General features: G+C 61.2%; 27 protein-coding genes, 1 tRNA gene and 3 pseudogenes. 17 read left to right on the forward strand and 14 right to left on the reverse strand.

Features of this window, described 5'->3' with window-relative positions; translation table 11 throughout:
* The 7 genes from AF337_RS12905 to AF337_RS12935 form a co-directional block, all read left to right on the forward strand.
* Nucleotides 1–260, forward strand: a 260-nt coding sequence (locus AF337_RS12905; protein ID WP_152971048.1) for an aminotransferase class I/II-fold pyridoxal phosphate-dependent enzyme, incomplete at its 5' end; no start/stop codon positions are given.
* A gap of 281 nt (nt 261–541) precedes the next feature.
* Complete coding sequence (locus tag AF337_RS12910; RefSeq protein ID WP_049732397.1) at nt 542–1519, forward strand: LacI family DNA-binding transcriptional regulator; 978 nt, start codon at nt 542–544, stop codon at nt 1517–1519.
* Nucleotides 1520–1573: 54 nt separating this feature from the next.
* Nucleotides 1574–2812: an ABC transporter substrate-binding protein gene (locus AF337_RS12915; RefSeq protein WP_049732398.1), complete on the forward strand. Its 1239-nt coding sequence runs from the start codon at nt 1574–1576 to the stop codon at nt 2810–2812.
* Nucleotides 2813–2886: 74 nt separating this feature from the next.
* The gene (locus AF337_RS12920; RefSeq protein ID WP_049732399.1) at nt 2887–3804 is read left to right on the forward strand and encodes a carbohydrate ABC transporter permease; all 918 of its coding nucleotides are present in this window, start codon (nt 2887–2889) and stop codon (nt 3802–3804) included.
* The gene (locus tag AF337_RS12925; protein WP_049732400.1) at nt 3801–4664 is read left to right on the forward strand and encodes a carbohydrate ABC transporter permease; all 864 of its coding nucleotides are present in this window, start codon (nt 3801–3803) and stop codon (nt 4662–4664) included. The genes AF337_RS12920 and AF337_RS12925 overlap by 4 nt, the downstream gene beginning before the upstream one ends.
* A 19-nt stretch (nt 4665–4683) precedes the next feature.
* The gene (locus AF337_RS12930; RefSeq protein WP_049732401.1) at nt 4684–6606 is read left to right on the forward strand and encodes a glycoside hydrolase family 127 protein; all 1923 of its coding nucleotides are present in this window, start codon (nt 4684–4686) and stop codon (nt 6604–6606) included.
* A gap of 11 nt (nt 6607–6617) precedes the next feature.
* On the forward strand, nt 6618–7703 hold the full coding sequence (locus tag AF337_RS12935) for an ABC transporter ATP-binding protein (RefSeq protein WP_049732402.1): 1086 nt from the start codon (nt 6618–6620) through the stop codon (nt 7701–7703).
* A gap of 9 nt (nt 7704–7712) precedes the next feature.
* Here the strand turns inward: AF337_RS12935 and dxr are convergent, their stop codons facing one another.
* Nucleotides 7713–8903 (reverse strand): 1-deoxy-D-xylulose-5-phosphate reductoisomerase, encoded by a 1191-nt coding sequence (dxr, locus tag AF337_RS12940; protein WP_049732403.1) that lies wholly within the window; start codon nt 8901–8903, stop codon nt 7713–7715.
* Between the two features lie 358 nt (nt 8904–9261).
* Between dxr and AF337_RS12950 the strand changes: the two genes are divergently transcribed.
* Both AF337_RS12950 and AF337_RS12955 read left to right on the forward strand, forming a co-directional pair.
* Nucleotides 9262–9912 (forward strand): hypothetical protein, encoded by a 651-nt coding sequence (locus AF337_RS12950; RefSeq protein WP_049732454.1) that lies wholly within the window; start codon nt 9262–9264, stop codon nt 9910–9912.
* Nucleotides 9913–9988: 76 nt separating this feature from the next.
* A complete protein-coding gene (locus AF337_RS12955; RefSeq protein WP_049732405.1) occupies nt 9989–10279 on the forward strand; it encodes a BON domain-containing protein in 291 nt (96 codons plus the stop codon).
* Between the two features lie 41 nt (nt 10280–10320).
* On the opposite strand, the gene AF337_RS43645 is transcribed toward AF337_RS12955, so the two are convergent.
* Nucleotides 10321–10473, reverse strand: coding sequence for a hypothetical protein (locus tag AF337_RS43645; RefSeq protein WP_167347746.1), 153 nt, complete (start codon nt 10471–10473; stop codon nt 10321–10323).
* A 106-nt stretch (nt 10474–10579) separates the two neighbouring features.
* The gene (locus tag AF337_RS12960; protein WP_049732406.1) at nt 10580–10843 is read right to left on the reverse strand and encodes a hypothetical protein; all 264 of its coding nucleotides are present in this window, start codon (nt 10841–10843) and stop codon (nt 10580–10582) included.
* A gap of 144 nt (nt 10844–10987) precedes the next feature.
* Between AF337_RS12960 and AF337_RS12965 the strand changes: the two genes are divergently transcribed.
* Nucleotides 10988–11506, forward strand: coding sequence for a DUF2937 family protein (locus AF337_RS12965; RefSeq protein WP_049732407.1), 519 nt, complete (start codon nt 10988–10990; stop codon nt 11504–11506).
* Between the two features lie 299 nt (nt 11507–11805).
* Here AF337_RS12965 and AF337_RS12970 read toward each other — a convergent pair whose 3' ends face one another.
* The 5 genes and pseudogenes from AF337_RS12970 to AF337_RS40310 form a co-directional block, all read right to left on the reverse strand.
* A complete protein-coding gene (locus tag AF337_RS12970) occupies nt 11806–12693 on the reverse strand; it encodes a metallophosphoesterase (RefSeq protein WP_049732408.1) in 888 nt (295 codons plus the stop codon).
* 180 nt (nt 12694–12873) lie between these two features.
* Nucleotides 12874–13005 (reverse strand): annotated as a pseudogene (locus AF337_RS46495) (IS3 family transposase); the annotation flags it as partial.
* Nucleotides 13005–13281, reverse strand: a pseudogene (locus AF337_RS43985) (transposase); the annotation flags it as partial. The pseudogenes AF337_RS46495 and AF337_RS43985, both read right to left, overlap by 1 nt.
* 193 nt (nt 13282–13474) lie before the next feature.
* Nucleotides 13475–13906, reverse strand: a complete 432-nt coding sequence (locus tag AF337_RS12975; RefSeq protein WP_049732409.1) for a hypothetical protein — start codon at nt 13904–13906, stop codon at nt 13475–13477.
* Entirely contained in the window at nt 13903–14139 is a 237-nt protein-coding gene (locus AF337_RS40310) for a helix-turn-helix domain-containing protein (RefSeq protein ID WP_082336796.1), read from the reverse strand. Before AF337_RS40310 ends, AF337_RS12975 begins: the two co-directional genes overlap by 4 nt.
* A 27-nt stretch (nt 14140–14166) precedes the next feature.
* On the opposite strand from AF337_RS40310, the gene AF337_RS12980 reads away from it, so the two are divergent.
* On the forward strand, nt 14167–14526 hold the full coding sequence (locus tag AF337_RS12980; RefSeq protein ID WP_244471240.1) for a hypothetical protein: 360 nt from the start codon (nt 14167–14169) through the stop codon (nt 14524–14526).
* A 483-nt stretch (nt 14527–15009) separates the two neighbouring features.
* Here AF337_RS12980 and AF337_RS12985 read toward each other — a convergent pair.
* Nucleotides 15010–15086 (reverse strand) — tRNA-Arg (locus tag AF337_RS12985).
* Between the two features lie 53 nt (nt 15087–15139).
* Nucleotides 15140–16303: a M20 aminoacylase family protein gene (locus AF337_RS12990; RefSeq protein WP_049732410.1), complete on the reverse strand. Its 1164-nt coding sequence runs from the start codon at nt 16301–16303 to the stop codon at nt 15140–15142.
* A 187-nt stretch (nt 16304–16490) separates the two neighbouring features.
* On the opposite strand from AF337_RS12990, the gene AF337_RS12995 reads away from it, so the two are divergent.
* Nucleotides 16491–17624 carry a D-alanyl-D-alanine carboxypeptidase family protein gene (locus AF337_RS12995; protein WP_049732411.1) on the forward strand — a complete coding sequence of 378 codons (1134 nt, stop codon included), beginning with the start codon at nt 16491–16493 and terminating at the stop codon, nt 17622–17624.
* A 25-nt stretch (nt 17625–17649) separates the two neighbouring features.
* Nucleotides 17650–18822, forward strand: a complete 1173-nt coding sequence (locus tag AF337_RS13000) for a CobW family GTP-binding protein (protein WP_049732412.1) — start codon at nt 17650–17652, stop codon at nt 18820–18822.
* Here AF337_RS13000 and AF337_RS13005 read toward each other — a convergent pair.
* The 4 genes from AF337_RS13005 to AF337_RS13020 form a co-directional block, all read right to left on the reverse strand.
* Complete coding sequence (locus tag AF337_RS13005; RefSeq protein WP_049732413.1) at nt 18819–19043, reverse strand: sulfurtransferase TusA family protein; 225 nt, start codon at nt 19041–19043, stop codon at nt 18819–18821. The genes AF337_RS13000 and AF337_RS13005 overlap by 4 nt on opposite strands.
* Before the next feature lie 5 nt (nt 19044–19048).
* Nucleotides 19049–20281, reverse strand: coding sequence for a L,D-transpeptidase family protein (locus AF337_RS13010; RefSeq protein ID WP_049732414.1), 1233 nt, complete (start codon nt 20279–20281; stop codon nt 19049–19051).
* A gap of 533 nt (nt 20282–20814) precedes the next feature.
* Complete coding sequence (locus AF337_RS13015; RefSeq protein WP_049732415.1) at nt 20815–21567, reverse strand: SDR family oxidoreductase; 753 nt, start codon at nt 21565–21567, stop codon at nt 20815–20817.
* Nucleotides 21568–21857: 290 nt separating this feature from the next.
* Complete coding sequence (locus tag AF337_RS13020; protein WP_049732416.1) at nt 21858–22751, reverse strand: AraC family transcriptional regulator; 894 nt, start codon at nt 22749–22751, stop codon at nt 21858–21860.
* Nucleotides 22752–23001: 250 nt separating this feature from the next.
* Between AF337_RS13020 and AF337_RS40320 the strand changes: the two are divergent.
* The 4 genes and pseudogenes from AF337_RS40320 to AF337_RS13040 form a co-directional block, all read left to right on the forward strand.
* Nucleotides 23002–23139: pseudogene (locus tag AF337_RS40320) on the forward strand (3-oxoacyl-ACP reductase); the annotation flags it as partial.
* 49 nt (nt 23140–23188) lie between these two features.
* Nucleotides 23189–23863, forward strand: coding sequence for a glutathione S-transferase family protein (locus tag AF337_RS13030; protein ID WP_049732418.1), 675 nt, complete (start codon nt 23189–23191; stop codon nt 23861–23863).
* 51 nt (nt 23864–23914) lie between these two features.
* The gene (locus AF337_RS13035) at nt 23915–24526 is read left to right on the forward strand and encodes a cysteine hydrolase family protein (RefSeq protein ID WP_049732419.1); all 612 of its coding nucleotides are present in this window, start codon (nt 23915–23917) and stop codon (nt 24524–24526) included.
* Between the two features lie 118 nt (nt 24527–24644).
* A complete protein-coding gene (locus AF337_RS13040) occupies nt 24645–24944 on the forward strand; it encodes a putative quinol monooxygenase (RefSeq protein ID WP_049732420.1) in 300 nt (99 codons plus the stop codon).
* The last annotated feature ends 22 nt before the right edge of the window (nt 24945–24966 follow it).

Below are 24966 nucleotides of genomic sequence, written 5' to 3' on the forward strand. Positions count from 1 at the left end.
GCATTCCGCATGTGCCCAATCCGAGCCATATCGTGCCGGTGCTGGTCGGCGATGCGGCCAAGTGCAAGTGGATCTCCGACCTGCTGCTCGACAATTGCGGCGTCTATGTCCAGCCGATCAACTACCCCACCGTGCCGAAGAAGACCGAGCGGCTGCGCATCACGCCGACGCCGCTGCATTCGGATGCCGATATAGCTCATCTCGTCGAGGCGTTGCATTCGCTCTGGTCGCGCTGCGCGCTGGCAAGACACGTCGCCTGATCTTTTCATAACTGCGCCGTAGTTCAGGACCTCCATCGGAGGTCCTGAGGTCGTGCGCCTATGGTGCCGGCCACCTTCTTCCCTTAACCCAGATCGTCGGCTCAGTGCCGGTCGCGATGCAGACGATGCATCGCGACCGCTCGAGTTGATGCGTCAGCCAGCGTGAGAAAACCTTTTCTCACTTGACAGCACGGTTGGTAAAAGCTTTTCTCAGGCCACTTCAGAAGGAGGATGCTCTGAACCTAACGGGAGGAAAAAGAGGCAGGATCACCATCCATGAGGTGGCGGCGGCTGCCGCGGTGAGCATCTCGACGGCGTCGAAGGCGCTCAACGACACGGGCCGGATGGGCGCGGAAACGCGCGAGCGGGTGAAGCGGATCGCCGGCGAAATCGGTTACCGGCCGAATGCGCTGGCGAGAGGGCTGCTCAGCAAGCGCAGCTTCACCATCGGGCTCTTGACCAACGACACTTACGGCCGGTTCACGCTGCCTGTCATGGCGGGTATTTCGGACGCGCTGGTCGATCACGGGGTTTCGGTTTTCCTCTGTGCCATCGAAGACGATCCGGCGCTCGCCCAGATCCATGTCGATGCGATGCTGGACAAGCAGGTCGACGGCATCATCGCCACGGGAAAGCGGCTGGACAGACGCCTGCCGGTCGATCTGTCGAATTTGCATGTGCCCGTCGTCTACGCCTTCACCGAGGGGACGCAGAACAGCGTTACCTTCCGTTCGGACGACGAGCAGGGTGCGAGGCTGGCGGTGGAATGGCTCGCCGGGATCGGGCGCCGGCGGATCGCCCATATCACCGGGCCGGAGGATTTCTTTTCGGTGCGCGAACGCGCCGGCGCCTATCACCAGGTGGCCGGCCACCGCGAGCCGGTGCTTTACGGCGTCTGGTCGGAAAGCTGGGGCCATGAGGTGGTGGAGCAGCTCTGGAAGCGGCCGGGAGAAAAGCCCGACGCGCTGTTCTGCGGCAATGACCAGATCGCCCGTGGTGCCGCCGATGCGCTGCGCGAGCGTGGCGTCAAGGTGCCGCAGGATGTTTCGGTGGTGGGCTTCGACAATTGGGAGATTGTCGCGGCGCAGACGCGGCCGCCGCTGACGACGGTGGATATGGAGCTGAAGGAGCTCGGGCGGCAGGCCGGATTGACGGTGCTGGCGCTCGCGGAAGGACGGCCTGTCGAGCCGGGTGTGAGGAAATTGCCGTGCCGGCTGATCGTCCGGCAGTCATGCGGGGGTAAGAGCCCGACGGAGTGAGACCAAGGGAATGAGCAAAGGCGCAGGGAGATGCGCCATATCGGGAGGAGTGTCATGATCAAGCGTCTTTTGGCGGCGACCAGTATCGCCAGTTTGTGCCTGTTTTCGGCGGCGTCGGCGGCTGAAAATGTCGAAATGTGGGTTCGCTCGGGCATTGGCGACGCCTTCAAGAAGGTCGTCGAAGCCTATAATTCCGGCCATGAGAACAAGGTCGTGATGACCGAGGTGCCGTTCTCCGAACTGGTGCAGAAATATGCAACGGCGATCGCCGGCGGACAGGCGCCCGACGCGCTGTCGATGGATTTGATCTATAACCCCGCCTTCGCCGCGGCCGGCCAGCTTGAGGATCTGACGGACTGGGCGAAATCGCTGCCCTATTTCAATTCGCTGTCGCCGTCGCATGTGCGCCTCGGCACCTATCAGGACAAGATTTACGGCCTGCCGCTCTCGGTGGAAACATCGGTCTTTGCCTGGAACAAGGATCTCTACAAGAAGGCCGGCCTCGACCCGGAAAAGGCGCCTGCCAACTGGGATGAAATCACCGCCAATGCCGAGAAGATTCGGGCGCTGGGTGACGATACCTACGGCTTCTATTTCTCCGGCGGCGGCTGCGGCGGCTGCATGATCTTCACCTTCACGCCGCTGACCTGGGGTGCCGGCGCCGATATCCTGTCGGCCGACAGCAAGACGGCGACGCTCGATACCCCGCAGATGCGCAAGGCCGTCGATATCTACCGCAACATGGTCAAGAAGGACCTGGTGCCGGCGGGGGCGGCCAGCGATACCGGCGCCAACTTCCTGACCTTCACCAACGGCAAGATCGGCCAGCAGAGCCTCGGCGCCTTTGCCATCGGCACGCTGGTGACCGAGCATCCCGACATCAATTTCGGCGTGACGCTCATTCCGGGCGTCGACGGCAAGCCGTCGTCCTTTGCCGGCGGCGATAATTTCGTCATCACCAAGGGCACGAAGAAGATCGACGCGGTGAAGGGCTTCCTCGAATATGTCTATTCGGAGGACGGCCAGAAGATCATGGCGAAATACGGCAGCCTGCCGACACGCGGCGATATTGCCGACAAGGTGCTTCAAGGTCTCGATCCGCGCATGCAGGTCGGCCTCAAGGCGATCAGTGTGGCCAAGACGCCCTATACGCTGCAGTTCAACGACCTGATCAACAGCGCCAACGGCCCGTGGGCGAGCTTCACCAACGCCGCGATCTTCGGCGACGATGTCGACGGCGCGTTTTCGAGCGCCCAGTCGGAAATGCAATCGATCATCGATAGCGGCCAGTAACTCTCCCCCGGCCGCGGCCGGGGAGCGGTGGCAGCTTCCCGGCCAATCCCAACCGACAGATGCGGAGCGTTTCGATGACCGGTTCCGGTTCAGAGACCCTATTGCCTCGGCGCAGGCGACGGCGCCAATCGAACTGGCGCGGCCTTGCCTATATCGCGCCGGCGATGGCGCTGGTCATCGTCTTCTTCATCATGCCGGTGCTGTTCACCGGATGGATGAGCCTGCACAACTGGCCGCTGATGGGGGCGTCGCGCTGGATCGGCTTCAACAATTATTATCGCATGGTCAACGACACGCGCTTCGTGACGGCGCTGAATTTCACCGCCTATTATACCGTCATCGTCACCATCGCCATCTTCGCCGTCGCCTTTCCGCTGGCGATCTTCGTCGAGAAGGAACGGCAGTTCGTCAGCGCCTATCGCACCATCATCTTCCTGCCCGTCGTCGTTGGCCTCGCCACTGCCTCGCTGCTCTGGGTCTGGCTTGCCAATGTCGATAGCGGCTTCATCGGCCCGGCCCTGAAAGCGCTCGGCCTTTTGGAAAAGAGCCCCAATCTGCTGGCGACCTTCGACACTGCCTTCCTGACGATCGTGGTGATGGTCGTCTGGAAGATCGCCGGTTTCACCATGATCATTCTTCTCACCGGGCTGCAGGCCATCCCGTCCGAACTGACGGAGGCCGCCCGCATCGACGGCGCCGGCCGCTGGCAGCGTTTCCGGCATCTGACGCTGCCGCTGATGCGCAAGACGATCGCCTTGGCGCTGATCGTCTCCGTCACCGGCTCGATCCTCGCCTTCGACCAGTTCTACATCATGACCTCGGGCGGGCCGCAGAACAAGATGATCTCGGTGGTCTACTACATCTTCAATCAGTCCTTCGTGTCGTTCAATCTCGGTTATGGCGCAGCCCTGTCGATCGTGCTTCTCGCCATCCTGGTGGCGATCAGCATCGTGCAGCTCTGGCTGCTGCGGGTCGGGGAGGAGCGTCCATGACCACCTCGAGGGAACGCCGCGCCCGCAAGGCCCTCCGGACGAAATCGGCCTATCATCTCACCGGCATCGCCATCTCGATCTTCTTCCTGGCGCCGTTTGCGATCACGCTGCTCGCCTCCTTCCGGCAAGGCACCGAAGCCAGCCTGCCGCCGCTGCCGCCATGGCCGACATCAGGCGTCAGCTTCGATGCCTATGCGCTGCTCGATACGTTCGGCGCCGGCATCTGGCGGCACATGATCAATTCGCTGTTCGTTTCGGTCGCCACCGTGGTGCTGACCGTCGCCGTCAGCCTGCTCGCCGGCTACGGCTTCTCGCGTTATCGCTTTCCGATGAAGAATGCGCTGTTCGTGCTGATCATCGCCACGCTGATGATCCCGTTCCAGTCGATCCTGACGCCGCTCTTCATCATCCTGGCAAAGCTCGGCCTCAACAATTCGCTCATCGGGCTGACGCTCGTCTATGTGACGCTGCAGCTGCCTTTCTCCGTCTTCATGATGCGCAACGCCTTCGATGCCGTGCCGAAGGAGATCGAGGAGGCGGCGCGCATCGATGGCGCGCGTGATCTCCGGCTTCTCGCCCGCGTTCTGCTGCCGCTGGTGCTTCCCGGTGTGGCGACGGTGGCGATCTTTGCCTTTCTCAATGCCTGGAACGAGTTTCTGGCAGCCCTGGTGCTGCTCTCCAGCAACGAGAAATACACCCTGCCGGTGCTGATGACGGCGGTTCGCGCCGGGCGGCTCGGCGCCATCAACTGGGGAGCGGTGCAGGCCGGCGTCGTCGTCATGACGATCCCGTGCCTGATCGTCTTCCTGCTCCTGCAACGCTACTACATGCGCGGGCTGATGGCCGGCGCGGTGAAATAACCCTAGGGAAAGTCGAGCCATGACCAAATCAAGCAACGACCGCCAGTTTCGCCCCGTCGCCGTACCCGATGTGGAGCTAGGCGGCTTCTGGGGCAGATGGCAGGACGCCGTCTGCAATTCCACCGCCGAAACCCTGCTCGACCGCTGCGTCGAGGCCGGCATGCTGAAGGCGATCGATGTCTCCCAGCCGAGCCCCGGCGTCGTCATTCCCATTCAGCCCTGGGGCGGCACGACGCAGATGTTCTGGGATTCCGATCTCGGCAAGTCGATCGAGACCATCGCCTATTCGCTCTATCGCCGGCCGAACCCGAAGCTGGAAGCGCGCGCCGATGAGATCATCGACATGTATGAAAGGCTGCAGGACAAGGACGGTTATCTCAACGCCTGGTTCCAGCGCGTCGAGCCCGCCCGTCGCTGGACCAATCTCCGCGACCATCACGAGCTTTATTGCGCCGGCCATCTGATGGAGGCCGCGGTCGCCTATTACCAGGCGACCGGCAAACGCAAGTTGCTCGACATCATGTGCCGCTTTGCCGATTACATGATCACGGTGTTCGGCCATGGCGAAGGCCAGATCCCCGGCTATTGCGGCCACGAGGAAGTGGAGCTTGCGCTGGTCAAGCTTGCCCGCGTCACCGGCGAGAAGAAATATCTCGAACTGTCGAAATTCTTCATCGACGAGCGCGGCACCGAGCCGCATTTCTTCACGGCCGAAGCCGCAAAAGATGGCCGGAGCGCTGCTGACTTCCATCAGAAGACCTATGAGTACGGCCAGGCGCACCAGCCGGTGCGCGAGCAGAAGAAGGTCGTCGGCCATGCGGTGCGCGCCATGTATCTCTATTCGGGGATGGCCGACATCGCCACCGAATATAAGGATGACAGCCTGACGGCGGCGCTGGAAACGCTCTGGGACGACCTCACAACCAAGCAGATGTACATCACCGGCGGCATCGGCCCGGCCGCCTCCAATGAAGGTTTCACCGATTATTACGACCTGCCGAACGCCACCGCCTATGCCGAAACCTGCGCCTCGGTCGGCCTGGTGTTCTGGGCAAGCCGCATGCTCGGACGCGGCCCCGACCGTCGTTATGCCGACATCATGGAGCAGGCGCTTTATAACGGCGCGCTGCCCGGCCTTTCCATCGACGGCAAGACCTTCTTCTACGACAATCCGCTCGAAAGTGCTGGCAAGCACCACCGCTGGAAATGGCACCATTGCCCCTGCTGCCCGCCCAACATCGCCCGGCTGGTCACCTCGATCGGCTCCTATATGTATGCCGTTGCCGATGACGAGATCGCCGTGCATCTCTATGGCGAAAGCACCGCCCGGCTGAAGCTTGCCAACGGCGCCGAAGGCGAGCTGCAGCAGACCACCAACTATCCCTGGGACGGCGCGGTCGCCTTTACCACCCGGCTGAGGACCCCGGCGAGATTCGCGCTGTCGCTGCGCATTCCCGACTGGGCTGAAGGGGCCACCCTCAGCGTCAACGGGGAGATGCTCGATCTCGCCGCCAATATTCGCGACGGATATGCCAGGATCGAGCGTGAGTGGGCCGACGGCGATCGTGTCGCCCTCCACCTGCCGCTGGCGCTGCGCCCGCAATATGCCAATCCGAAGGTGCGCCAGGATGCCGGCCGCGTCGCTCTGATGCGCGGGCCGCTCGTCTATTGCGTCGAAACGACCGATAATGGCGAGGATCTCAACGCCATCGTCCTGCCCCGCGAGCTCCCGGCCGCCGAAACCGTCGTGCTGAAGGATCTCAACGATGCCGTCGCGCTTGATCTCAAGGTCGAGCGCGAGGAGACGTCGAACTGGGGAACACCGCTCTACCGCAAGGCGCCGGCCGAAAGGCAGGTCGCCACTGCGCGTTTCGTGCCCTATCATCTCTGGGACAACCGCGGACCCGGAGAGATGCTCGTCTGGGTCCGGGCGGACAAGTAGGTCGTTTGGGGATGACGAACGGTATGGCTAACAAGAGCGTCGTCCTTCAGGACGTGCGAAAAAGCTATGGCAATCTGCAGGTAGTCCACGGGATCGACCTGACGATCGAAGAAGGCGAGTTCGTCGTCTTCGTCGGCCCGTCCGGCTGCGGGAAGTCGACGCTGCTTCGCATGATCGCCGGCCTCGAGGACGTGACCGACGGCGAGGTCGAGATCAAGGGACGTGTTGTCACCGATCTCGATCCGTCCGAGCGCGGCATCGCCATGGTCTTCCAGTCCTATGCGCTCTATCCGCATATGAGCGTGCGCGACAATCTGGCCTTCGGGCTGAAGATGGCGCGCACCCATGCCGCCGAGATCGAGACCCGCGTGAAGGCCGCTTCCGCCATCCTGAAGATCGACCATCTTCTCGACCGGCGGCCCGGCCAGCTTTCCGGCGGCCAGCGGCAGCGCGTGGCGATCGGCCGGGCGATCGTGCGCAAGCCCGATGTCTTTCTGTTCGACGAGCCGTTGTCCAATCTCGATGCGGAACTCAGGGTTTCGATGCGCATCGAGATCGCCCGCCTGCACCGCGAGCTCGGCAACACGATGATCTATGTCACCCACGACCAGACCGAGGCGATGACGCTCGCCGACAAGATCGTCGTGCTGCGCGATGGCCGCGTGGAGCAGGCCGGAACGCCAAGGCAGATCTACGAAGATCCCGCCAATACCTTCGTGGCGGGTTTCATCGGCTCGCCCCGGATGAACCTCTTGAATGCCCGCTGGGGCGAGGGAGGCCTGGTCGAGGTCGCCGGCTCCCGCATCGAAACCGCCTTGGTCAGCACGTGCCGGCCGGCCGGAGGCGCGGTGACGCTCGGCCTGCGGCCCGAGCATCTGAAGGTGGCATCCGACCATGCGGGCAGCCTGATCGCAAAAGTCGATTTCTCGGAATATCTCGGCGGAACGCAATATCTCTATTGCCAGCTTGCCGACGGCCAGTCGCTGACCGTCGAGCATCGGTCGCCGATCAGCATCGCGGCGGGCGAGCAGGTCAGCCTGCTGTTCGAACCGTCGGATTGCCGGTTGTTCGATGAAGCCGGCAACCGGCTGCGGTAATCGCAGCCTTCAGCCGGCGATCGCCAGCTTCATCAGATCAGCCGCCCTTTGCCGGGCCTGCCTGTCGGCGGCGAAGACGTCGTCCATCTCGGCGGCCGGCGGCAGGCCGGCCAGATCGTCCATGACCCTTTCCGTGATTTCGGCCATGGCCAGGAACGGCAGCCGCCCTTCGATGAAGGCTTCGAGCGCCACTTCCTTGGCGCCGTTCAGCACCGCGCCCTGAACGCCGCCGCGTCTCATCGCCAGGCGCGCAAGCCGCAAGGCCGGAAAGCGCAGCTCATCCGGCGCCTCGAAATCCAGCCGGGCGAGCCTGGCGAAATCCAGCCGCTCGATCGGCAGGTTCGGCCGCAGCGGAAAGGACAGGGCGTAACCGATCGCGGTGCGCATATCCGGGGCGCCGAGTTGGGCCAGCACCGATCCGTCGCTATAGCCGACCATCGAATGGATGATCGATTGCGGATGGATGATGACTTCGATCTGCTCGGGCGTCAGGCTGAAAAGATGCCGGGCTTCGATCATCTCCAGCGCCTTGTTGAACATCGAGGCGCTGTCGATCGAGATCTTCAATCCCATCGACCAGTTCGGGTGGGCGCGCGCCGTTTCCGCCGTCACACCGGCCATTTCCTTCAGTGAGGCAGTACGGAAGGGGCCGCCCGAGGCCGTCAGCACGACGCGCTCGATGGCATGGCGCTGATTTTCCTCCAGCACCTGGAAAATCGCATTGTGCTCGCTGTCGACGGGAAGCAGCCTGCCGCCGCCCTTGCGGATGGCGCTGATGAACAGATCGCCGGCCGAAACCAGGCATTCCTTGTTGGCAAGGGCGATATCGGCGCCGCGCTTTGCTGCGGCCAGCGTCGGCGCCAGGCCCGCGGTGCCGACGATCGCCGCCATCACCCAGTCGGCTTCGCGGTCGGCGGCTTCCATCAGGCCGGATTTTCCGGATGCGACCGTAATACCGCTGCCGGAAAGCGCGCTTTTCAGCGCTTCGTAATGCCGGTCGCTTGCCGTCACCGCCATCCCAGCGCCTGAGGCTTTCGCCTGCCGGGCCAGCAATTCGATATTGCCGTTGCCTGTCAGCACGGAGATTTCGAAATTCTCCCGACCGCCCAGGTGATCGACGACATTGAGGGTGTTCTGGCCGATCGAGCCGGTCGAGCCGAAGATGCTGAGGCGCCGCGGCGCGGTTTTGCCGGTCATCATATGCAATTTCGCGAAAATTTCCCTTGTAGGCTCAGGCTCTACTAGGCTTTGCAGGGGGCGGCAAGTGTGCGGTGCAGCAGATTTCATCCCGCAAGGGGTTTACAGCGCGGCAGCTGGATGTGATCCTTGTGACCTTGCCGGCGGATTCGAAATTCGTCGCGCCGTTCACGGTCGCATGGCAATTCGGGGCGCCACGGCGTCCTTCGGAAACAGGCATTAAGGTGCCGACGGCCTTCCGGCCAAAACATTAAAATCGAGGATGAACGGGACGGGCGGCTTGGCCGCAATCCCTCATCGCGTCGCTGCGGGCGCATTCATGTGCGCTGCAGCCCCCGTGTCCGTGAAAATGTTGGATTTCATGACGATATTCAAAACAGCCTGCGTTCTCTTCGCCATCCTGTTCTCGCTCGGCCCCGCGGCGAAGGCGGATGATCTGCTGATCTGGTCGCCGGCCAAACTTTCCGACCGGTCCTACAAGGCGACGATGGGTTTTCGCCTGCCGGCGGAATGGGAAACCAGCGCCGGCGCCGATATCGCGCTCGCCTCGACCAAGGGCGGGGCGCCGCTGCCCGATTCCGAACAGGCGATGCTCTGGGGCAGGATCGTCAGAACAAGCGTCACGCCATCAGGCCAATCGCAGCGGGGCGCAAGGATCAGCGTCGATACGCTGCGCGGCAGCGGCGCGCTGACGCTCAGCCGCTCCCGCAGCTGGATCCTGTCGGATTCGCTCGACATGCAGTCGAGCCGGTCGATCAGCGTCCAATATGATGCGGTCGATATCAAACAGGCCTCGGTCACGGCGTCGCAGGCGCTGAAGCTGATCCATCCCTGGACGGGAACCTCGCTTTCGGCCGGTGCCGGCATCAGCAATGCCAGCGGCGATTTTTCGAGTTCGGTTGCGGTCAACCAGGCGATCCTGCCGAACCTCAATCTCGATGCCTCGGTCAGCAATCCGTTTTCGGCGGATGAGGCCGGCAGCGTCAATCTGCGCTATCGCCTCAACTGGTAGCGGGTCTGAAACCAAATCCAGCCGACGGGCGTTTCCTCCGCAGGTTTGATGCCCGGATATTGAGGAGAAACGGATCATGGTTTTCAAGGAGCAGACATTTCACGGGCTCGAGCCCGAGATGGAAGCGGAAATTGCCAATCGCGCCTCGGTCGAAGCCGCCGTTGCCAACGCGCTGGCAATTGCCGGCGGCATTGACGCAGCAGATGTCGAAGTAACGATGGAGAATGATCAGATCGTGCTGACCGGCACGGTCGGCACCGTCGGCGAGATCGAACGGGCAACCGCGGTTGCCAGGGCTGTCGAAGGCGTGCATGCGGTGCAGAACCGAATCCTGCTCGGTGGTCCTGCGATCAACGAGCGGCATTGACGGCCTTTCACGCCGTCCTTTCTCAATCAGCGCTCAGCCGATCAACCGGCGAAGCGCTCGACCAGGAAAGACGAACCGGCCACACGATCGGTCTTCTGCAGGGCGCCCGTCACCTGCGGCTGATAGGCGATGGCAAGCAGCACGGCGCTGACGGCGGCATAGGCGATTGCCAGAAGAGTCATCTTGATACGCATGACGCTTACTCCTTTTCGCGAATAACGCGGCCGTTATGGCGAAGTTCCGCGTGCCTAAATCAGATGAAAAGCCCGGCTGATGAGCCGGGCTTCGTGCATGGATCGCCTATCGGCAGACCCTGGTTTCCTTGATGACCGTATGGCCGTGGCGGCGGATCTTTTCCGTCTTGGTGAAGCAGTCGCGGGAAACGTAACGCCGACGCATGTCGTGGCGGTAGTAAGGGCTGTGATGGCGGTAATAGGGACGTTCCGAATCACGGTAATAGGGGCGCTCATCACCCGTGGTGATCGTCACACTGGCGGCCTGGGACGGCATTGCAGAAAAGATGGATGCGGCAGCGAGTGTGCAGGCTAGGATAATCCGTTTCATGACAAGCCTCTCTTTCTCAGTTGGTTAAGGGAGCAACTCGCTGGAATCGCTGTCGGTTCAATCACATAGCGTTACCGATTGTGTCATCGGCAACCTTTGCGGCCGCGGATCGTTACCGCAGATGACCAGCCGGAGGCATCGAGAATGGGACCGATTGCAAGGATCATCGCCATCGTCGCCGGCCTTGCCGGCGGCACGGTGTTTTCGCAGGCGCCGGAATTTGCCCAGCAATACCGCCAGCGGATCGGCGGCGCGATCGACGAACTCAGCGTCATCGTCGAGGATTTCAACAGACAGGCAGCCGACCACAACCTCGATCGCCAGCAGGCGCTGAACAGCTATGCGCAGTCCTCCGACGATTTCCTGCGCGACCGCGGCGTCTCGATGCAAAGCACGATCACGCGCTACGAAACGCTGCTGGCGCAGCAGCTGAAACTCGGCACCGCCGCCCCGGTCGCCAAACCCTTTGTGCTGATAGGCGAGCCGGATGATGTCGTTTTCGCCAATACCTGGCGGGATTTCGTGCCAGGTGTGCCGATCAGCTTTGCGGCTCTCGTCTGGGGCGCGATTGGTTTTGTCGGCGGCTGGGTTGTGGTGGCGCTCACGGGGTTGGGGGCACGGCGGGTTGTGCGAGGACGGCGGTTGTATCGTCAGGCGCCGTGAGCCGGAGCGTTGACGATTGCAGCGTGGTGTAGGCGGAGAGGGCATTCGAAACGGTCAGCAATCTTCAGCGGTACAAGCTGTCGAAATATTGGATTCCGCCTTGACAAGGAACGTTTCCGAGCTTCCCGGAGCGGACAGCGCTGTCCACTGATATCGATGACCCAGACCAGATCGTTGTGCGCATTGTGAACTGGAACCGGCGTGGGATGTTGATCCGAGCGATCGCCACGAATTTTCGGCCAAATCTCCAAGGAGACGGAAATCAAAGGCGACGAACCGCCCGCCCGCGCGCCTCCGGCTCACGTCTCCGGCGTGCCACCATAGGCTGGAAATTCGTCCCCTGGATCGGGTTCAGCTTGAGGCGTTCTGTCGAGAATAGCGAGCGCCGATGCTACGAGTTCGTTGTTCGAACTATGGTTCTCAGAAATCTCAACAGTGAACGCAGGATCAAACGCTGAACGTTCCCCTGGATACCCCCGGGGGTTCGCTACCACGCGCGTGCTCCCGATCATGTAGTCACAGCGATGATGCACATGGCCGTGAATCCAAGCCGCGGGCTGCGTCTCGTCGATCAGCGCTTCAAGGTTGGACGCATAACATCCCGACAGTGGGTCATTTTTGAATTCTGGCGAGATCGACCGTTCCGACGGTGCGTGATGGGTGATAACGACCGTATTTTGCCCTCTGCGCTTACGAAGCTCGGTGGCAAGAAAGGCCTTGGTCTCCTGGTGTTTGCGAAAAGCGTGGATCGGTTGGAATTTTCGAAACGGTTCCTTCGACAATTTGATCCGCTTGTAATCATTCATTCCTGCTTTGGCATACGCCATCGCGACCTCTGGATTTCGATCGAACAACCGATAGTCGCTCCAGAGGGTTCCCCCCAAGAAAGTCACGCCACCGATTTCCACGACATTGTTCTCCAGAAAATGGAAATTGGGAGAGGCAGTTGCGATCCCGGCACTGCGGATACTTTCCTCGAGGGAAGCGCCGTAGAACTCGTGGTTTCCCGCAACAAACACCGTCGGTATCTCGCGAGCGATATTGTGAGTAAGCCATGCGATGCTTGGCAGGATGCCTTTCGTGACGACATCTCCCGCGCAGACAAGCACATCTGCGTCTTCCGGCGGAAGATATTTGAACGGAACCCCAAACTCGAGATGCAGATCGGAAATTAGCCAGAGCTTCATCGGATCATCACCGACTGATTACTCGTCAATAGATAGGTGGCGGTCATCGAGATTGTCATCATTTTCCTCTTCCAGCGCGCCCGGATCATTTCAACCGTCATTTGCCGTCTGCGTCTCTGGCCAGACTACTCACTGAGAAATGGCGCATGAATAGCCCCGAGTTTCGTAGATACCCTCGGGTTAGATTTTCTGCTGCGTCTCAAACTCGACGGGCGACAGCATTCCGTCTCTGACATGTTTGCGCTTCGGTTTGTAGAACATCTCGATGCAATCGAACACATCCTGCCTGGCTTTGTCCCGTGAGCGGTAGACCGGCACATCGTCCGCACCGAAAACAGTTCCTGATGCAAGGCAACGAACGCGAACTTCACTTTGCATCCCTGGCGAAATACGCGGTCGCTTTTTTAATATGTCGCGCTCCTCGGTGACACGCGCCAGTTCCCTTTTGAGCTGCCTGATCTCCTCGGACAGATCATTGCCCTGGCCGCCAGACGTCGAAGAAAACTTCTTCTTCCACTCGCAGAGGGAATGTTGGCTGAAACCCAGCCGCTGCGAAACTTCGGCAACGGGATAACCCCGTTCGGTGATCTAACGCACCGCATCTCGCTTAAACTCTTCGCTGAAATTCGATTTTCTCATGATGTTAGACCCCGGCAGACTATGCCGGGACCATCGCCGCAACCGGCTCCAACGCTGCGCAACCAGCCCGCCTCCCTGAATAAAGCCGGAAAACTCTAGCATCCGGTGGTCCAAAGTTTGGGAGCGGTTCAGGTTATTCGCGTTAGCGAGCCGCGAAGATGTTGAGCAAAGCGACCACGGAAAAAGCAGCAGCGGCGGAAATCGCAAAAATCAAAAGGTGGTTTCTGCGACGGCGCGGAGGGAAGTCGTTCTTAGCTGGAACGGGTGACAACTCCGAGATAGCCTCGAACAGACGCATCGTGGCGCGGTAATTTATAAGGGCAAACTGGCCGATCATGAACCTCGTGACCGCAAGGAATACATACTCGGACCCCAAGCCTAGCTTGATGACGCTGCCAACCGAATGCCTTATCAGCTCGATGCTTTTCAGTTGATCGTAAGGAACAACAATCTCGTTTCCCTTGCCCCAGATATTGAGAGACGAGCCGCTAACTGTGATCTCACCTTTTTTCGCAATGGTCTTCAAATTGAGATCTCGGCCAATGTGAAAAAAAATCGGTAATGCCGTTGTCATTTGCCCATCCTTACGCCTGGGCCACCCGGTTTTTCTTCGCCTGAGGCAATGAACACGACGCCGACAGCTTCGAGCGCCTTCCGGATAGCCTCGAGATTGTTCTGAACCGGAACAGATCTGCCGGCTTCAAAGTTTCGCACGGTCGAATTGCCGACCTTCGCAGCTGTGGCAAGCGCTTGTTGGGACAGATTGGCTAGTCCACGTGCAGCGCGGCACTGAGCGGGGGTAATCACCTAAAATCTCCTATAACCATTTTCATCATGAATAACGAAAATCGTTTGACAGGTAAAGTTGCAACGATATGTGTTGCCATGAACGTTAATCGTTATTCAGATCAAAATGGCCAATTTAGCGGGCGCAGCACGCCTTCCCACCATCACATGCGGAGAGAATGTCCGATGGATCGGTTCCGCGTTCATGCTGTTGTTGATGACGCCATGGAGCCGATGCTTCGAGGGAGCCGGGATTACGTCCTGGGCGCGCCCGTTACGTCGTATGTGGGCGAGGGCATTTACCTGGTTGACGGCGGTCACGGGATCGATCTCTTCCGCGCACGACAACATTCGATGGAAAAGGCGGCCTCCGCCTGTTGCGCGAAACCCGCGCTACCAATCGCATGAAGTAGCGCGAGAAAGCTTCGAAGAGACGGTAGTCGGAATCATCGATGCCGACATTAAGGCCCGAAATGAACGATTCCTGGGGGGCTGAGGCCGCTAAAGGCGACGATCATGGGAGACGCCGGCATATGATCGAAGCGGCGAGACCGGAGAGAAGAAAATAGAAGAAACAACGTTCGTTGGCTGCGGGCTAAGCTTTGCTGGAGCGATAGTTTTCGATCAACCCCTGCCTTGATCGATTCTGGTTCTGCGACCACCCACCCAGCAAGCCCATTCGAACGTGTCACTCTCGCTGGGCATCTCGCGATCCTCAAGGCCGTTTTGATAAAGCTTCAGAGCCTTCTTGTCGCGCACGCTGTCTGAGGAACTGCGAAGGGCGGCGAGGATCGCTCCGGTCAGATCGCTCACATTTGATGGCGGGAATCCAATTGCAACACGAGTGCGACATAAAGATTAGCAAATAGTAATGTAATCTATTTGAAAAAATGGTGATCCCGACGCGATTCGAACGCGTGACCCCCAGATTAGGAATCTGGTGCTCTATCCTGCTGAGCTACGGGACCACTTGAAGCCATGCATACAAAAGGCTTGGCGCGAAGCCAAGCCTTAATTGTTGTCAGATGCCGAGGCGTTGTTCGGCGAGGCGGACCCAGTAGGAGATGCCGTGGGCGATGGCGTCGTCGTTGAAGTCGTAGGCCGGGTTGTGCAGGCCGGCGCTGTCGCCGTTGCCGATGAAGATGAAGGCGCCGGGGCGGGCGTTCAGCATATAGGAGAAATCCTCGCCGCCCATCATCGGATCGATCTCGGCGTTGACGTTGCCCTCGCCGGCGATGGTGGTGGCGGTGGCGACCGCATGCTCGGTCTCATCGGGATGGTTGACGGTGACGGGGTAGTTGCGGTGGAAGCTGATCTCGGCCTCGGCGCCGTGGGCGGCGGCCACACCCTCGACGATCTGGCGGAACCGTGTCTCGGCCAGCGTGCGCACCTCCGGGTCGAGGGTGCGCACCGTGCCGGCGAAGGTCGCATCGTTCGGAATGACGTTATGGGCGAAACCGGCATTGAATTTGGTCACCGAGACGACGACCGCGCTGATCGGATCGGCGGTGCGCGAGGCGATCATCTGCAGGTTGGCGACGATCTGGGCGCCGATGGCGATCGGGTCGATCGTCCGGTGCGGCTGGGCGGCGTGGCCGCCGCGGCCCTTGATGGTGACGGTGAATTCGTCGGTCGCCGCCATGATCGCGCCCTTGCGGGTGGCGAACTGTCCCACCGGCAGGCCCGGCAGATTGTGCATGCCGTAGACCTCTTCGATGCCGAAGCGCTCCATCATGCCGTCCTTGACCATCAGGTTGCCGCCGCCGCCGCCCTCTTCGGCGGGCTGGAAGATGACGGCGATATTGCCGTTGAAATTGCGGGTCTCCGCCAGGTATTTCGCGGCGCCGAGCAGCATGGCGGTGTGGCCGTCATGGCCGCAGGCATGCATCTTGCCCGGTGTCTTCGAGGCCCAGGGCTTGCCGGATATTTCGGTCAGCGGCAGGGCGTCCATGTCGGCGCGCAGGCCGACGGTGCGGCGGCCTTCGCCCTTGCCTCTGATCAGGCCGACGACGCCGGTGCGGCCGATGCCGGTGACGATCTCGTCGACGCCGAATTGCTTGAGTTTTTCAGCGACGAAAGCGGCGGTGTTCTCAACCGCGAAGAGAAGCTCGGGCCGGGCGTGAATATGGCGGCGCCATTCGGCGACTTCGTCCTGCAATTCGGCGGCTCTGTTCAAAATCGGCATGTTGACGTTCCTGTTATGAAATCCCGGCAAGCTTTCATCGCATCACAAGGGCGTGAGGCGGGGGGTGTGAGGGGCTCAGGCGTGAGCCCTGTGGAAATTACTTAGTCAATGACCTTTGCCATGTCATAGCCATATAGGCTAGATAGGTGAAGGTTTCGAGATTTTCCTGATATCCGAAGGACAAAGCGTGTCGACGAGCCACTTCCGTTTGTTTGCCGTTTTGCGGCCGTTGCGTTTCGCGGTCGCCGCGACTGCCGGTTTGCTGGCCTCCATTCCGCTCGCTCACGCCAATCCGCATATTCTCGTCGACGTGCAGACCGGCCGGGTGCTCGAGCACGAAGAAGCCTTCCGCAAATGGTATCCGGCCTCGCTGACCAAGCTGATGACCGTCTATACCGTGTTCGACGCCATCCGCGCCGGCCAGATCAGCCTCGATACGCCTGTCGTGATGAGCAAGCGCGCCGCCGCGCAGCCGGCCGCCAAGATGTATTTCAAGCCGGGCCAAAAGCTGACGCTCGACAGCGCGCTGAAGATCCTGATGGTGAAATCGGCCAACGACATCGCCGTCGCGGTCGCCGAAGCCATCGGCGGCACGCAGGAAGGCTTCGTGACGCGGATGAACGGCGAGGCGCTGAAGCTCGGCATGACGGATTCGCATTTCGTCAATCCGAACGGCCTGCCGGGCAAGGGGCAATATACGACGGCGCGCGATCTCGCGGTGCTGACGGTGGCGCTGCGCCGCGATTTTCCGCAATATGCCAGCTATTTCGCGCTTGAGGGTTTCACCAACGGCCAGCAGAACGTCCCGAGCCTCAACATGCTGATCGGCCGCTTCGCCGGCGCCGACGGCATGAAGACCGGCTTCATCTGCGCCTCGGGCTTCAACCAGATCGGTTCGGCGACCCGCAACGGCCGCACCATCGTCTCGGTCGTGCTCGGCACCGACAGCCTGGCGGCGCGCGCCGATGCGACGGCGAACCTGCTGCAGAAAGGTTTCACATCGCAGTTTCCCGGCAATGAAACGCTGGGTTCGCTGCGGCCCTACGGGCAGGGACAGGACCAGGTGACCGACATCTCAGCCGACATCTGCAGCGCCAAGGGCGCCAAGATACGCAGCGAAACGCGCGACGAAGTCGGCCGCATGCGGGTGCAGTCGCCCTATATCCTGGAAATGGACCACGATCCGCGCTTCGTCTTTGCCGGCCTCATTCCCGGTCAGGACCCGCAGCCGGCGGCGCAGCCGGAAAAGGTGGCGACCGGCGATACGGCCGGCGGCATCGCCAACGTGCCGGTGCCGATGCCGCGCCCGACGTCTTTCTAAGATCAGCTTTTTAAGGTCAAACGACATGAGCGCGCTCAACGACAGGATTCCGGTCACCATCCTGACCGGCTTTCTCGGCGCCGGCAAATCGACCCTGCTCAACCGCATCCTCAAAGATCCGGCGATGAAGGAGGCGGCCGTCATCATCAATGAATTCGGCGATGTCGGCATCGATCATCTGCTGGTCGAAAGCTCCGGCGATTCGATCATCGAACTCTCCGACGGCTGCCTCTGCTGCACCGTGCGCGGCGAGCTGGTGGATACGCTGGCAAACCTGATGGATGCCGTGCAGACGGGCCGGGTCAAGCCGGTAAAGCGTGTCGTCATCGAAACGACCGGCCTTGCCGATCCCGCCCCGGTCATGCAGGCGATCATGGGAAATCCGATCATCGCCCAAAATTTCGAGCTCGACGGCGTCGTGACCGTGGTCGATGCGGTGAACGGGCTGCAGACCCTCGACAATCACGAGGAAGCGCGCAAACAGGCGGCGGTCGCCGACCGGCTGATCGTCTCGAAGAAGGCGATGACTGAGGCAACCGACGGGCTGGAAAAGCGCCTGCGGGCGCTCAATCCGCGCGCGGCGATGATGGATGCCGACAGCACTGAGGCCGGCAGCGCCGCGGTGCTCGTCAACGGGCTCTACGATCCAGCGACCAAGATCGCCGATGTCGGCCGCTGGCTGCAGGACGAGGATGCGCACGAGGCGCATCACCATAATGCTCACGATCATCATCATGATGGGGATCACGACGGCCACCACCATCACCACCATGATCATGGCGATCACGCGCATCAGGACCCGCACGACGTCAACCGTCACGATACCTCGATCCGCTCCTTCTCGATCATCGAGGAAAAGCCGATCGATCCGATGGCGCTCGACATGTTCATCGATCTCCTGCGCTCGGCCCATGGCGAGAAGCTGCTCAGGATGAAGGCGATCGTGTCCGTCTCCGACCGGCCGGACCGGCCGCTGGTGCTGCATGGGGTGCAAAGCATCTTCCATCCGCCGGTGCGGCTTGCCGCCTGGCCGGATCCCGGCGACCGGCGCACACGCATGGTGCTGATCACCAAGGACCTGCCGGAAGCCTTCGTCAAGGATCTGTTCGACGCCTTTCTCGGCAAGCCGCGCATCGACATGCCCGATCGCGCGGCGCTATCCGACAATCCGCTCGCCATTCCCGGCATGCGAATTTAACCCTTTCGGATCAGGAAGCGGTGGCCGGTTTCGGTCTTTTCGGTCTCGACCAGTTCGTGGCCGTCCTCATTGCAGAAATGCGGCATGTCGATCACCGCCAGCGGATCGGTGGTGTCGACGCGGATAAGCGTGCCGCTTGCCATGGCGGCAAGTTTCTTGCGTGTCTTGATCACGGGGAAGGGGCATTTCAGGCCGCGAAGATCGTAGAGAACGGGGCTCAAGCCGTTCAGTTCCGCGCCCAGAATTTCCAGAACGGCTTCTTTGCCGCGACCTCAGCGGTTTCCTGCGGTTCGGGCGCCGTATAGGCCAGAGGGTTCGGCGTCGGCACCGGCACGGCCTCGGGCGCCGCGGCGGCGACGGCCAGTGGCTGCGTCTGCGGCTGGGCAGGGGCGAGAGGTGTCGCGCCCGGCGCGGTCTTGGAAGCAATGCCCTGGGCGGTGCGCTTGGCCATCAGGTCTTCGAGTTCGGCGACCTTGACCATGCGGCCGGCTTCCAGCGAGGTGCCGGTCGGCGCATAAGCGAGTTCGCGGCCCTTGCGCGTCTTGGCGACGACGGCCTTGCGCTCGGCTTCGGAGGGGTCGTACCAGGCCATGCCGTCGAATTTGCCCATCGCCTTGGCATAATCGGCATCATAGGTCTTGCCGTAGGCGGCAAGGGCTGCCGTCAGCGCCGGCGGCGTCGACATGGCAGGGCATTTGCCGGCGGCATTGAAGGCGCCGCCATCGGTTGCCTGCTGGTTGAAGACATATTTCTTCTCGCAGACGGCCACCTCGGGCGGGCGTTTCGTCACTTCGAAATTGTCGTAGCCGACCTTCAGCATCTTCCAGAAGTCGTAGCTCGAGTCGAGCCGATGCTTGACCATGTTTTCCGCCGTCATGCGGAAGGGGAAGGCCTGCAGCTGCACCGTCGCCTGGCCGCCCTTGAAGGCGTCGCGGGCAAAGGCGTAAATTTCAAGCACCTGCTGGTCGGTCATCGAATAGCAGCCGGAGGACGAGCAGGCGCCATGGATCATCAGATCGGAGCCGGTGCGGCCGTTGGCCGCGTCGTAGCGGTTCGGGAAGCCGGTGTTGATCGCTAGATAATATTTGGAATTGGGGTTCAGGTTGGCGCGCGTCAGGTCGTAGAAACCTTCCGGCGCCTGCCGGTCGCCGGTCTTGACCTTCGGGCCGAGACGGCCGGACCAGGCGCAGATCTTGTAGTCGGCGATCTTGTCGAAACGGTTATCGGTCTTCGCCTTCCAGATCTCCATGGCACCTTCTTCCTTGAAGATGCGGATCATGATCGGCGAATTGCGGTCCATGCCCTTGGCGGACATGGCCGTGAGGATATGGGGAGGAAGCGGCTGCTCGACCTTGTTCTTGACCTTGGAGAGATCGACCTGCGCGGTTTCCAACGCGTCATTGCAGCCGGTCAGAGCCAGCGCCATGAGGGAAACATAGGCAAAATAACGTATGCGCATCCAAATTAGCCCATAAAGATAATGCGACCCGGTCCGCCTATGGAGTTCGGGCATCAGACGGAATCATAGGCGGCTTATACTTTATAAATCCTTACCAGCCTATGACGTGCCCTGAACATCCCCGCAAGCGCGAATGTTACAGATAATATCAATGTGGCCAAGGTTTGGCCCCAATCGGTGAAAGCCGAACTTGTTTCGGACATGATGCCGAAAAGTCTCAGCGATTTTCGGGCGGCACCATGCGCCGGAGTCGGCTCGGCGTCTTGGAGATTGGCCCGCCGCCGCAGACGGTAAGCCACCGTCGGGTGGTCAATCGCTTGACGCATCTCCTGGACATGCCGGCGGCGCGCCAAATTGCCGAAGATATTCGCGGCTGAATTGGGAGGCGCTCTCGTATCCAACCGCGAACGCTTGTTGAATTTGCCACGGAACCTTCCTCCTCCGAAGGCGCTGCCCGTGGCTTCGGGCACCGCGGAGAACCGTATTTGCTGTATCGAAGCCGGGCCCGTTGGGACGGGCCCGGCCAGAACAGATCAGCGGTTCAGTGTGCGCCCGCCGTCGACCACGATTTCTGTGCCGATCGTCCATGCGGATTCGTCGGATGCCAGATAGACGACGGCCTTGGCAACCTCGGCCGCGACGCCGAAGCGGCCGAGCGGGATCGTCGAGACGATGTCCTTGTTCACCTGGTCCCGATAGGCGTCGGGAATGCCGAGCTTGTCGTAGAGCGGGGTTTCGACCGGGCCGGGGCTGACTGCATTGACGCGGATGCCGCGCGGCAGGAGTTCGGAGGAGAGAGTCTTTGACAGGTTGAGGAAGGCCGCCTTGGTGGCGCCGTAGACGGAGGAGTTGACGGCGCCGACATGGGCGTTGACCGAGGTGTTGAGCACCACCGAGGCGGGCTGGGCGAAGACCGGCAGCAGAGCCTGGATCAGAAAGTAGGGGCCGCGCACGTTGATGGCAAAGGATTGATTGAAGGCTTCCTCAGTCCAGGCTTCGATCGGCTGCCAGATCGAGATGCCGGCATTGAGAAAGGCAACGTCCAACTGTCCGTAATGCTCCTTCACCGCATTTGCGAGCCCGCGCTGCGCCTCGACGCTCGCGCTGTCGGCCTTCAGAACCAAAACCTCGGGCCCGAGCGCGGATTTCGCCTTTTCGATGGAATCCGGGTTGTTGCCGGTCACGATGACGCGGGCGCCTTCATTCAAAAACTGCTTTGCGGTTTCGAGACCAATGCCCGAAGTGCCACCGGTGATCAGGGTACGTTTTCCATTAAGACGTGTCATAAATGTTGCTCGTTTCTTTAGATTCTAGTCTCGACTAACAACGGCGTTGCTTTTCTCAATCGCTTTACGCGTCGATCGCCCTCTAGATAAACGAGAGGCGGGATTTCAGTCCCGCCCAATAGGCTCAACATCTTGCCTAATCATCTCAGGTTTTTTTAACCAGCCTGAACGCGGGATGATGCGTAGCTGCCCGGTTTCGACAGGCCATCCGCCCTTCTTCCGTCTGCAAATCGCAAGATTTAATGTCGGCCTCCACCCTAGGAAGGCTGCCGGTGATCGAGGACCAAGCACTAAACGGGGTTGCTTATCGAATGCCTGAGTTGACGCACGTCGCGCGCGGGTGGCGCACCGAACTGCCTCAGATATTCGCGGCTAAACTGCGAGGCACTCTCATAACCGACGGCAAAGGCCACGTCGGAGGCGCTGTGATCGCCCGCGAGCAGCAGCTGGCGAGCCTCCTGAAGACGAAGCTGCTTCTGATACTGGACCGGGCTGAGGCTGGTCAGCGCCACGAAATGCCGGTGCAGACTGGCACGGCTCATGCCGCTGACATCGCACAATGCCTCGATCCGCAACCGGGTGTTCTGATGGTCGCGGATCCATTCAACGGCACGGCGGATGCGACCAAGCGCGCCTTCAGGCTGCGCGATATGGCGCAGCAAGCGGCCCTGCGGTCCCTGGAGGAGACGATAGAGCAATTCGCGCTCTGCCATCGGAGCCAGAACAGGTATGTCGCTCGGGGTATCGAGCAAGGTAAGCAGACGCAGCAGCGTGTCGCGTAGCGGCGGTGTCATTGAATTGATCGCGATCCCGATACCGGGCGCATCAGGATCGCGGATCGGCGGCATGTCGGCCGCAATTTGAGACAGCAGCGACGGGTCCAAGACCAGTGACACCGAGATATAAGGCCGCCCGTCATCGGCATTGTGGATTTGGCCGCTCAGGGGAAGATCCAGAGCGCTGACGAGGTATTGCGCTGAGTCGTAGCGCAGCAAATTGTCGTGGATCGCCACATCTTTCGATCCCTGCAGGATGAAGCAGATCATGGATCGGTAGAGGCAGGGCGACGTGCCTGAGGTCGCTTGTCCGACTCCGATCTCCAATCGTGGGATCTGAGTGATCGTTATGCCCGATCGCGCGTGTCGCAGGGCAATGTCGATATGAGGTTGAAGGTGCTCGTTCATAAACCCTCTATGCCATGGCTCTTTGAAGAAAAAAAGACCTTGAGACAATCGGGCAAGAGATTGAGAGCTTTGGGCGGGCGGGCGACGCCTCAGCGGACTATCTCACTCTTATCGGAACGAAGCCGCAGCGGCACCGAGTTCCTCGCCAAACAAGCTTACGAAAGAGCGAGTAATGACCAGACAGATCGCCATCATCACCGGCGCTAGCCGGGGCCTCGGCCGCAACATGGTGGTGCATCTCGCCCGGCCCTTCGTGGCGCAGGGCATCGCGCTCGGCCGGGTCGGGCAGCCAGACGATATCAGCGGCGCGGTTGCGGCCATCCTGTCCGACGAGATGGGCTGGGCGAACGGCGCCACCTTCGACATTTGGGGCGGGCAGCTGCTCTGACGGCCGGCCCGTTCCACACCCTTCCACGACAAAAGATCGAGAGACCATCATGACCGCAACGCGCCTGACGCTCATCAGCCACCCGCTCTGCCCCTTCGTTCAGCGGGCCGCAATCGTCCTTCTGGAAAAGGGTGTGCCCTTCGACCGGATCAATGTCGATCTTTCGGCAAAGCCCGACTGGTTCCTGGCGCTTTCGCCGACCGGCAAGGTTCCGCTGCTGAAGATCGCCCGGGCCGGCGCCGAGGACGCCATTCTCTTCGAAAGCATGGTGATCTGCGAATATCTCGAGGAAACGGAGCGCAGCACAGCGATGTATCCGGAGGATCCGCTGCTGCGCGCCCGGCAGCGGGCGTGGATCGAATTCGCCAGCCAGACCATGACGGATGGCTGGCAGTTCCTCCACTCCGTCGACGCCGCGACCGCCGACGCCCGCAGAGCCGCGTTTCGCGACCGGCTGCGCAAGCTCGAAGCGGAACTGGGCGCCGGCCCCTATTTCGCCGGCTCCGCCTTCGGCATGGTCGATGCGATCTATGCCCCGCTGTTTCGCTATTTCGCCATCATTCAGCCCGCGGCGGCGCAGCCGATCTTCGACGGCCTGCCGCGGGTCTCGGCCTGGCGCGCGGCGCTGGCTTCGCGCTCCAGCGTCAAGGAGGCCGTGGTGGACGATTATGCTGCGCGCTTCCGCGACCATCTGCGCCAGAACGGGGCCCTCGTCGCCGCCTGACGCTGCACGTCATCTCTTGCACAACCCGCTTTTCTACCAAGGAGTATCATCATGACCGACCATTCAACCAACGTCGCCGACAAGAGCGCGCTGATCCTTATTGAATACGTCAACGACTGGCTTTCGCCGAGCGGCGGAATCTATCCATCGTTCCAGGACCGCGAGCAGGTCGACATCGCGATCGCCAATTCGAAGATCGCGCTCGCCGAAGCCCGCCGTCGCGGCATGCACGTGATCCACGCTTCGCTGAAGTTCGAGCCTGAGTTCAAGGTGCTGGGCGAGGGCAAGTATGGGCTGCGCAGGATGATGCGTGACTATGGGTCGTTCCTGGGCGGGCAGGCAGACTTCTTCCCCGGCTTCGAGCCTACGGAAGGCGAATTCGTCGTCCGCGAGCGCGGCGGCGGGAGCAGCGTGTTCGTCGGCACCACGCTCGACAGCTATCTGCGCAACAACCGCATCTTCGACATCTATCTCGCCGGCTTCTCGCTGCGCCAGTGCGTCGAATCCTCGATGCGCAACGCCCACGACCTCGGCTACCACACCAACGTCATCTACGATGCCTCGGCGGCCTTCACCAGGGACCAGCAAACCGCGTTCGTCAACGAGATCGCGCCCTTCTACGCCAATGCGATCACCACGCAGCAGTTCCTGACTCAAGGCTGAGTGGCTGCCATGCCCGGCGCCGCTAAAGGTGACGCCGGGCATTTGTATCGCGCAGGGCTGCGCCGGTGGCAAAGGAATCGACATCCGGCGAGCCCAAGATCGAGAGGAAGAAACGACGATGATCGGAATGATGGTGAAGATGACGGTGGCGCCCGACAGCGATGCCGCCTTCAAGCACGCCTTCGCCGCCCAGGCCGCGGCGGTGCGCGGCAACGAACCTGGCAACCGCCTTTACGACCTGTTCCGGTCGCGCACGCGTCCCGGCACCTACATGCTCGTCGAAATCTACGACGACGAGGCCGCGCTCGCCGCCCACCGTGCATCCTCGCACATGGCCGCCCACCGTCCGAAGACGGCGCCCTTCGTTTCCGGGGAGCCGGAGATCGAGACCTTCGACGTCGTCGGCCACCCTGCCTGATATCAGGTCCGGCCGGCATAGG

The sequence above is a fragment of the Rhizobium ecuadorense genome (assembly GCF_001187535.1).
GTDB lineage: Bacteria > Pseudomonadota > Alphaproteobacteria > Rhizobiales > Rhizobiaceae > Rhizobium > Rhizobium ecuadorense.

Excerpts from the sequence above, each read along its gene's own strand:
- AF337_RS12935 (WP_049732402.1), top strand. The coding sequence starts at position 6,618 with ATGACGAACGGTATGGCTAACAAGAGCGTCGTCCTTCAGGACGTGCGA.
- AF337_RS12925 (WP_049732400.1), top strand. The coding sequence starts at position 3,801 with ATGACCACCTCGAGGGAACGCCGCGCCCGCAAGGCCCTCCGGACGAAA.
- AF337_RS12920 (WP_049732399.1), top strand. The coding sequence starts at position 2,887 with ATGACCGGTTCCGGTTCAGAGACCCTATTGCCTCGGCGCAGGCGACGG.
- AF337_RS13015 (WP_049732415.1), bottom strand. The coding sequence starts at position 21,567 with ATGACACGTCTTAATGGAAAACGTACCCTGATCACCGGTGGCACTTCG.
- AF337_RS13020 (WP_049732416.1), bottom strand. The coding sequence starts at position 22,751 with ATGAACGAGCACCTTCAACCTCATATCGACATTGCCCTGCGACACGCG.
- AF337_RS12955 (WP_049732405.1), top strand. The coding sequence starts at position 9,989 with ATGGTTTTCAAGGAGCAGACATTTCACGGGCTCGAGCCCGAGATGGAA.
- AF337_RS12915 (WP_049732398.1), top strand. The coding sequence starts at position 1,574 with ATGATCAAGCGTCTTTTGGCGGCGACCAGTATCGCCAGTTTGTGCCTG.
- AF337_RS13010 (WP_049732414.1), bottom strand. The coding sequence starts at position 20,281 with ATGCGCATACGTTATTTTGCCTATGTTTCCCTCATGGCGCTGGCTCTG.
- AF337_RS12970 (WP_049732408.1), bottom strand. The coding sequence starts at position 12,693 with ATGAAGCTCTGGCTAATTTCCGATCTGCATCTCGAGTTTGGGGTTCCG.
- AF337_RS12990 (WP_049732410.1), bottom strand. The coding sequence starts at position 16,303 with ATGCCGATTTTGAACAGAGCCGCCGAATTGCAGGACGAAGTCGCCGAA.
- dxr (WP_049732403.1), bottom strand. The coding sequence starts at position 8,903 with ATGATGACCGGCAAAACCGCGCCGCGGCGCCTCAGCATCTTCGGCTCG.
- AF337_RS12975 (WP_049732409.1), bottom strand. The coding sequence starts at position 13,906 with ATGACAACGGCATTACCGATTTTTTTTCACATTGGCCGAGATCTCAAT.
- AF337_RS12960 (WP_049732406.1), bottom strand. The coding sequence starts at position 10,843 with ATGAAACGGATTATCCTAGCCTGCACACTCGCTGCCGCATCCATCTTT.
- AF337_RS13035 (WP_049732419.1), top strand. The coding sequence starts at position 23,915 with ATGACCGACCATTCAACCAACGTCGCCGACAAGAGCGCGCTGATCCTT.
- AF337_RS13000 (WP_049732412.1), top strand. The coding sequence starts at position 17,650 with ATGAGCGCGCTCAACGACAGGATTCCGGTCACCATCCTGACCGGCTTT.
- AF337_RS12965 (WP_049732407.1), top strand. The coding sequence starts at position 10,988 with ATGGGACCGATTGCAAGGATCATCGCCATCGTCGCCGGCCTTGCCGGC.
- AF337_RS12950 (WP_049732454.1), top strand. The coding sequence starts at position 9,262 with ATGACGATATTCAAAACAGCCTGCGTTCTCTTCGCCATCCTGTTCTCG.
- AF337_RS13030 (WP_049732418.1), top strand. The coding sequence starts at position 23,189 with ATGACCGCAACGCGCCTGACGCTCATCAGCCACCCGCTCTGCCCCTTC.
- AF337_RS43645 (WP_167347746.1), bottom strand. The coding sequence starts at position 10,473 with ATGCGTATCAAGATGACTCTTCTGGCAATCGCCTATGCCGCCGTCAGC.
- AF337_RS13040 (WP_049732420.1), top strand. The coding sequence starts at position 24,645 with ATGATCGGAATGATGGTGAAGATGACGGTGGCGCCCGACAGCGATGCC.
- AF337_RS12980 (WP_244471240.1), top strand. The coding sequence starts at position 14,167 with ATGAATAACGAAAATCGTTTGACAGGTAAAGTTGCAACGATATGTGTT.
- AF337_RS12930 (WP_049732401.1), top strand. The coding sequence starts at position 4,684 with ATGACCAAATCAAGCAACGACCGCCAGTTTCGCCCCGTCGCCGTACCC.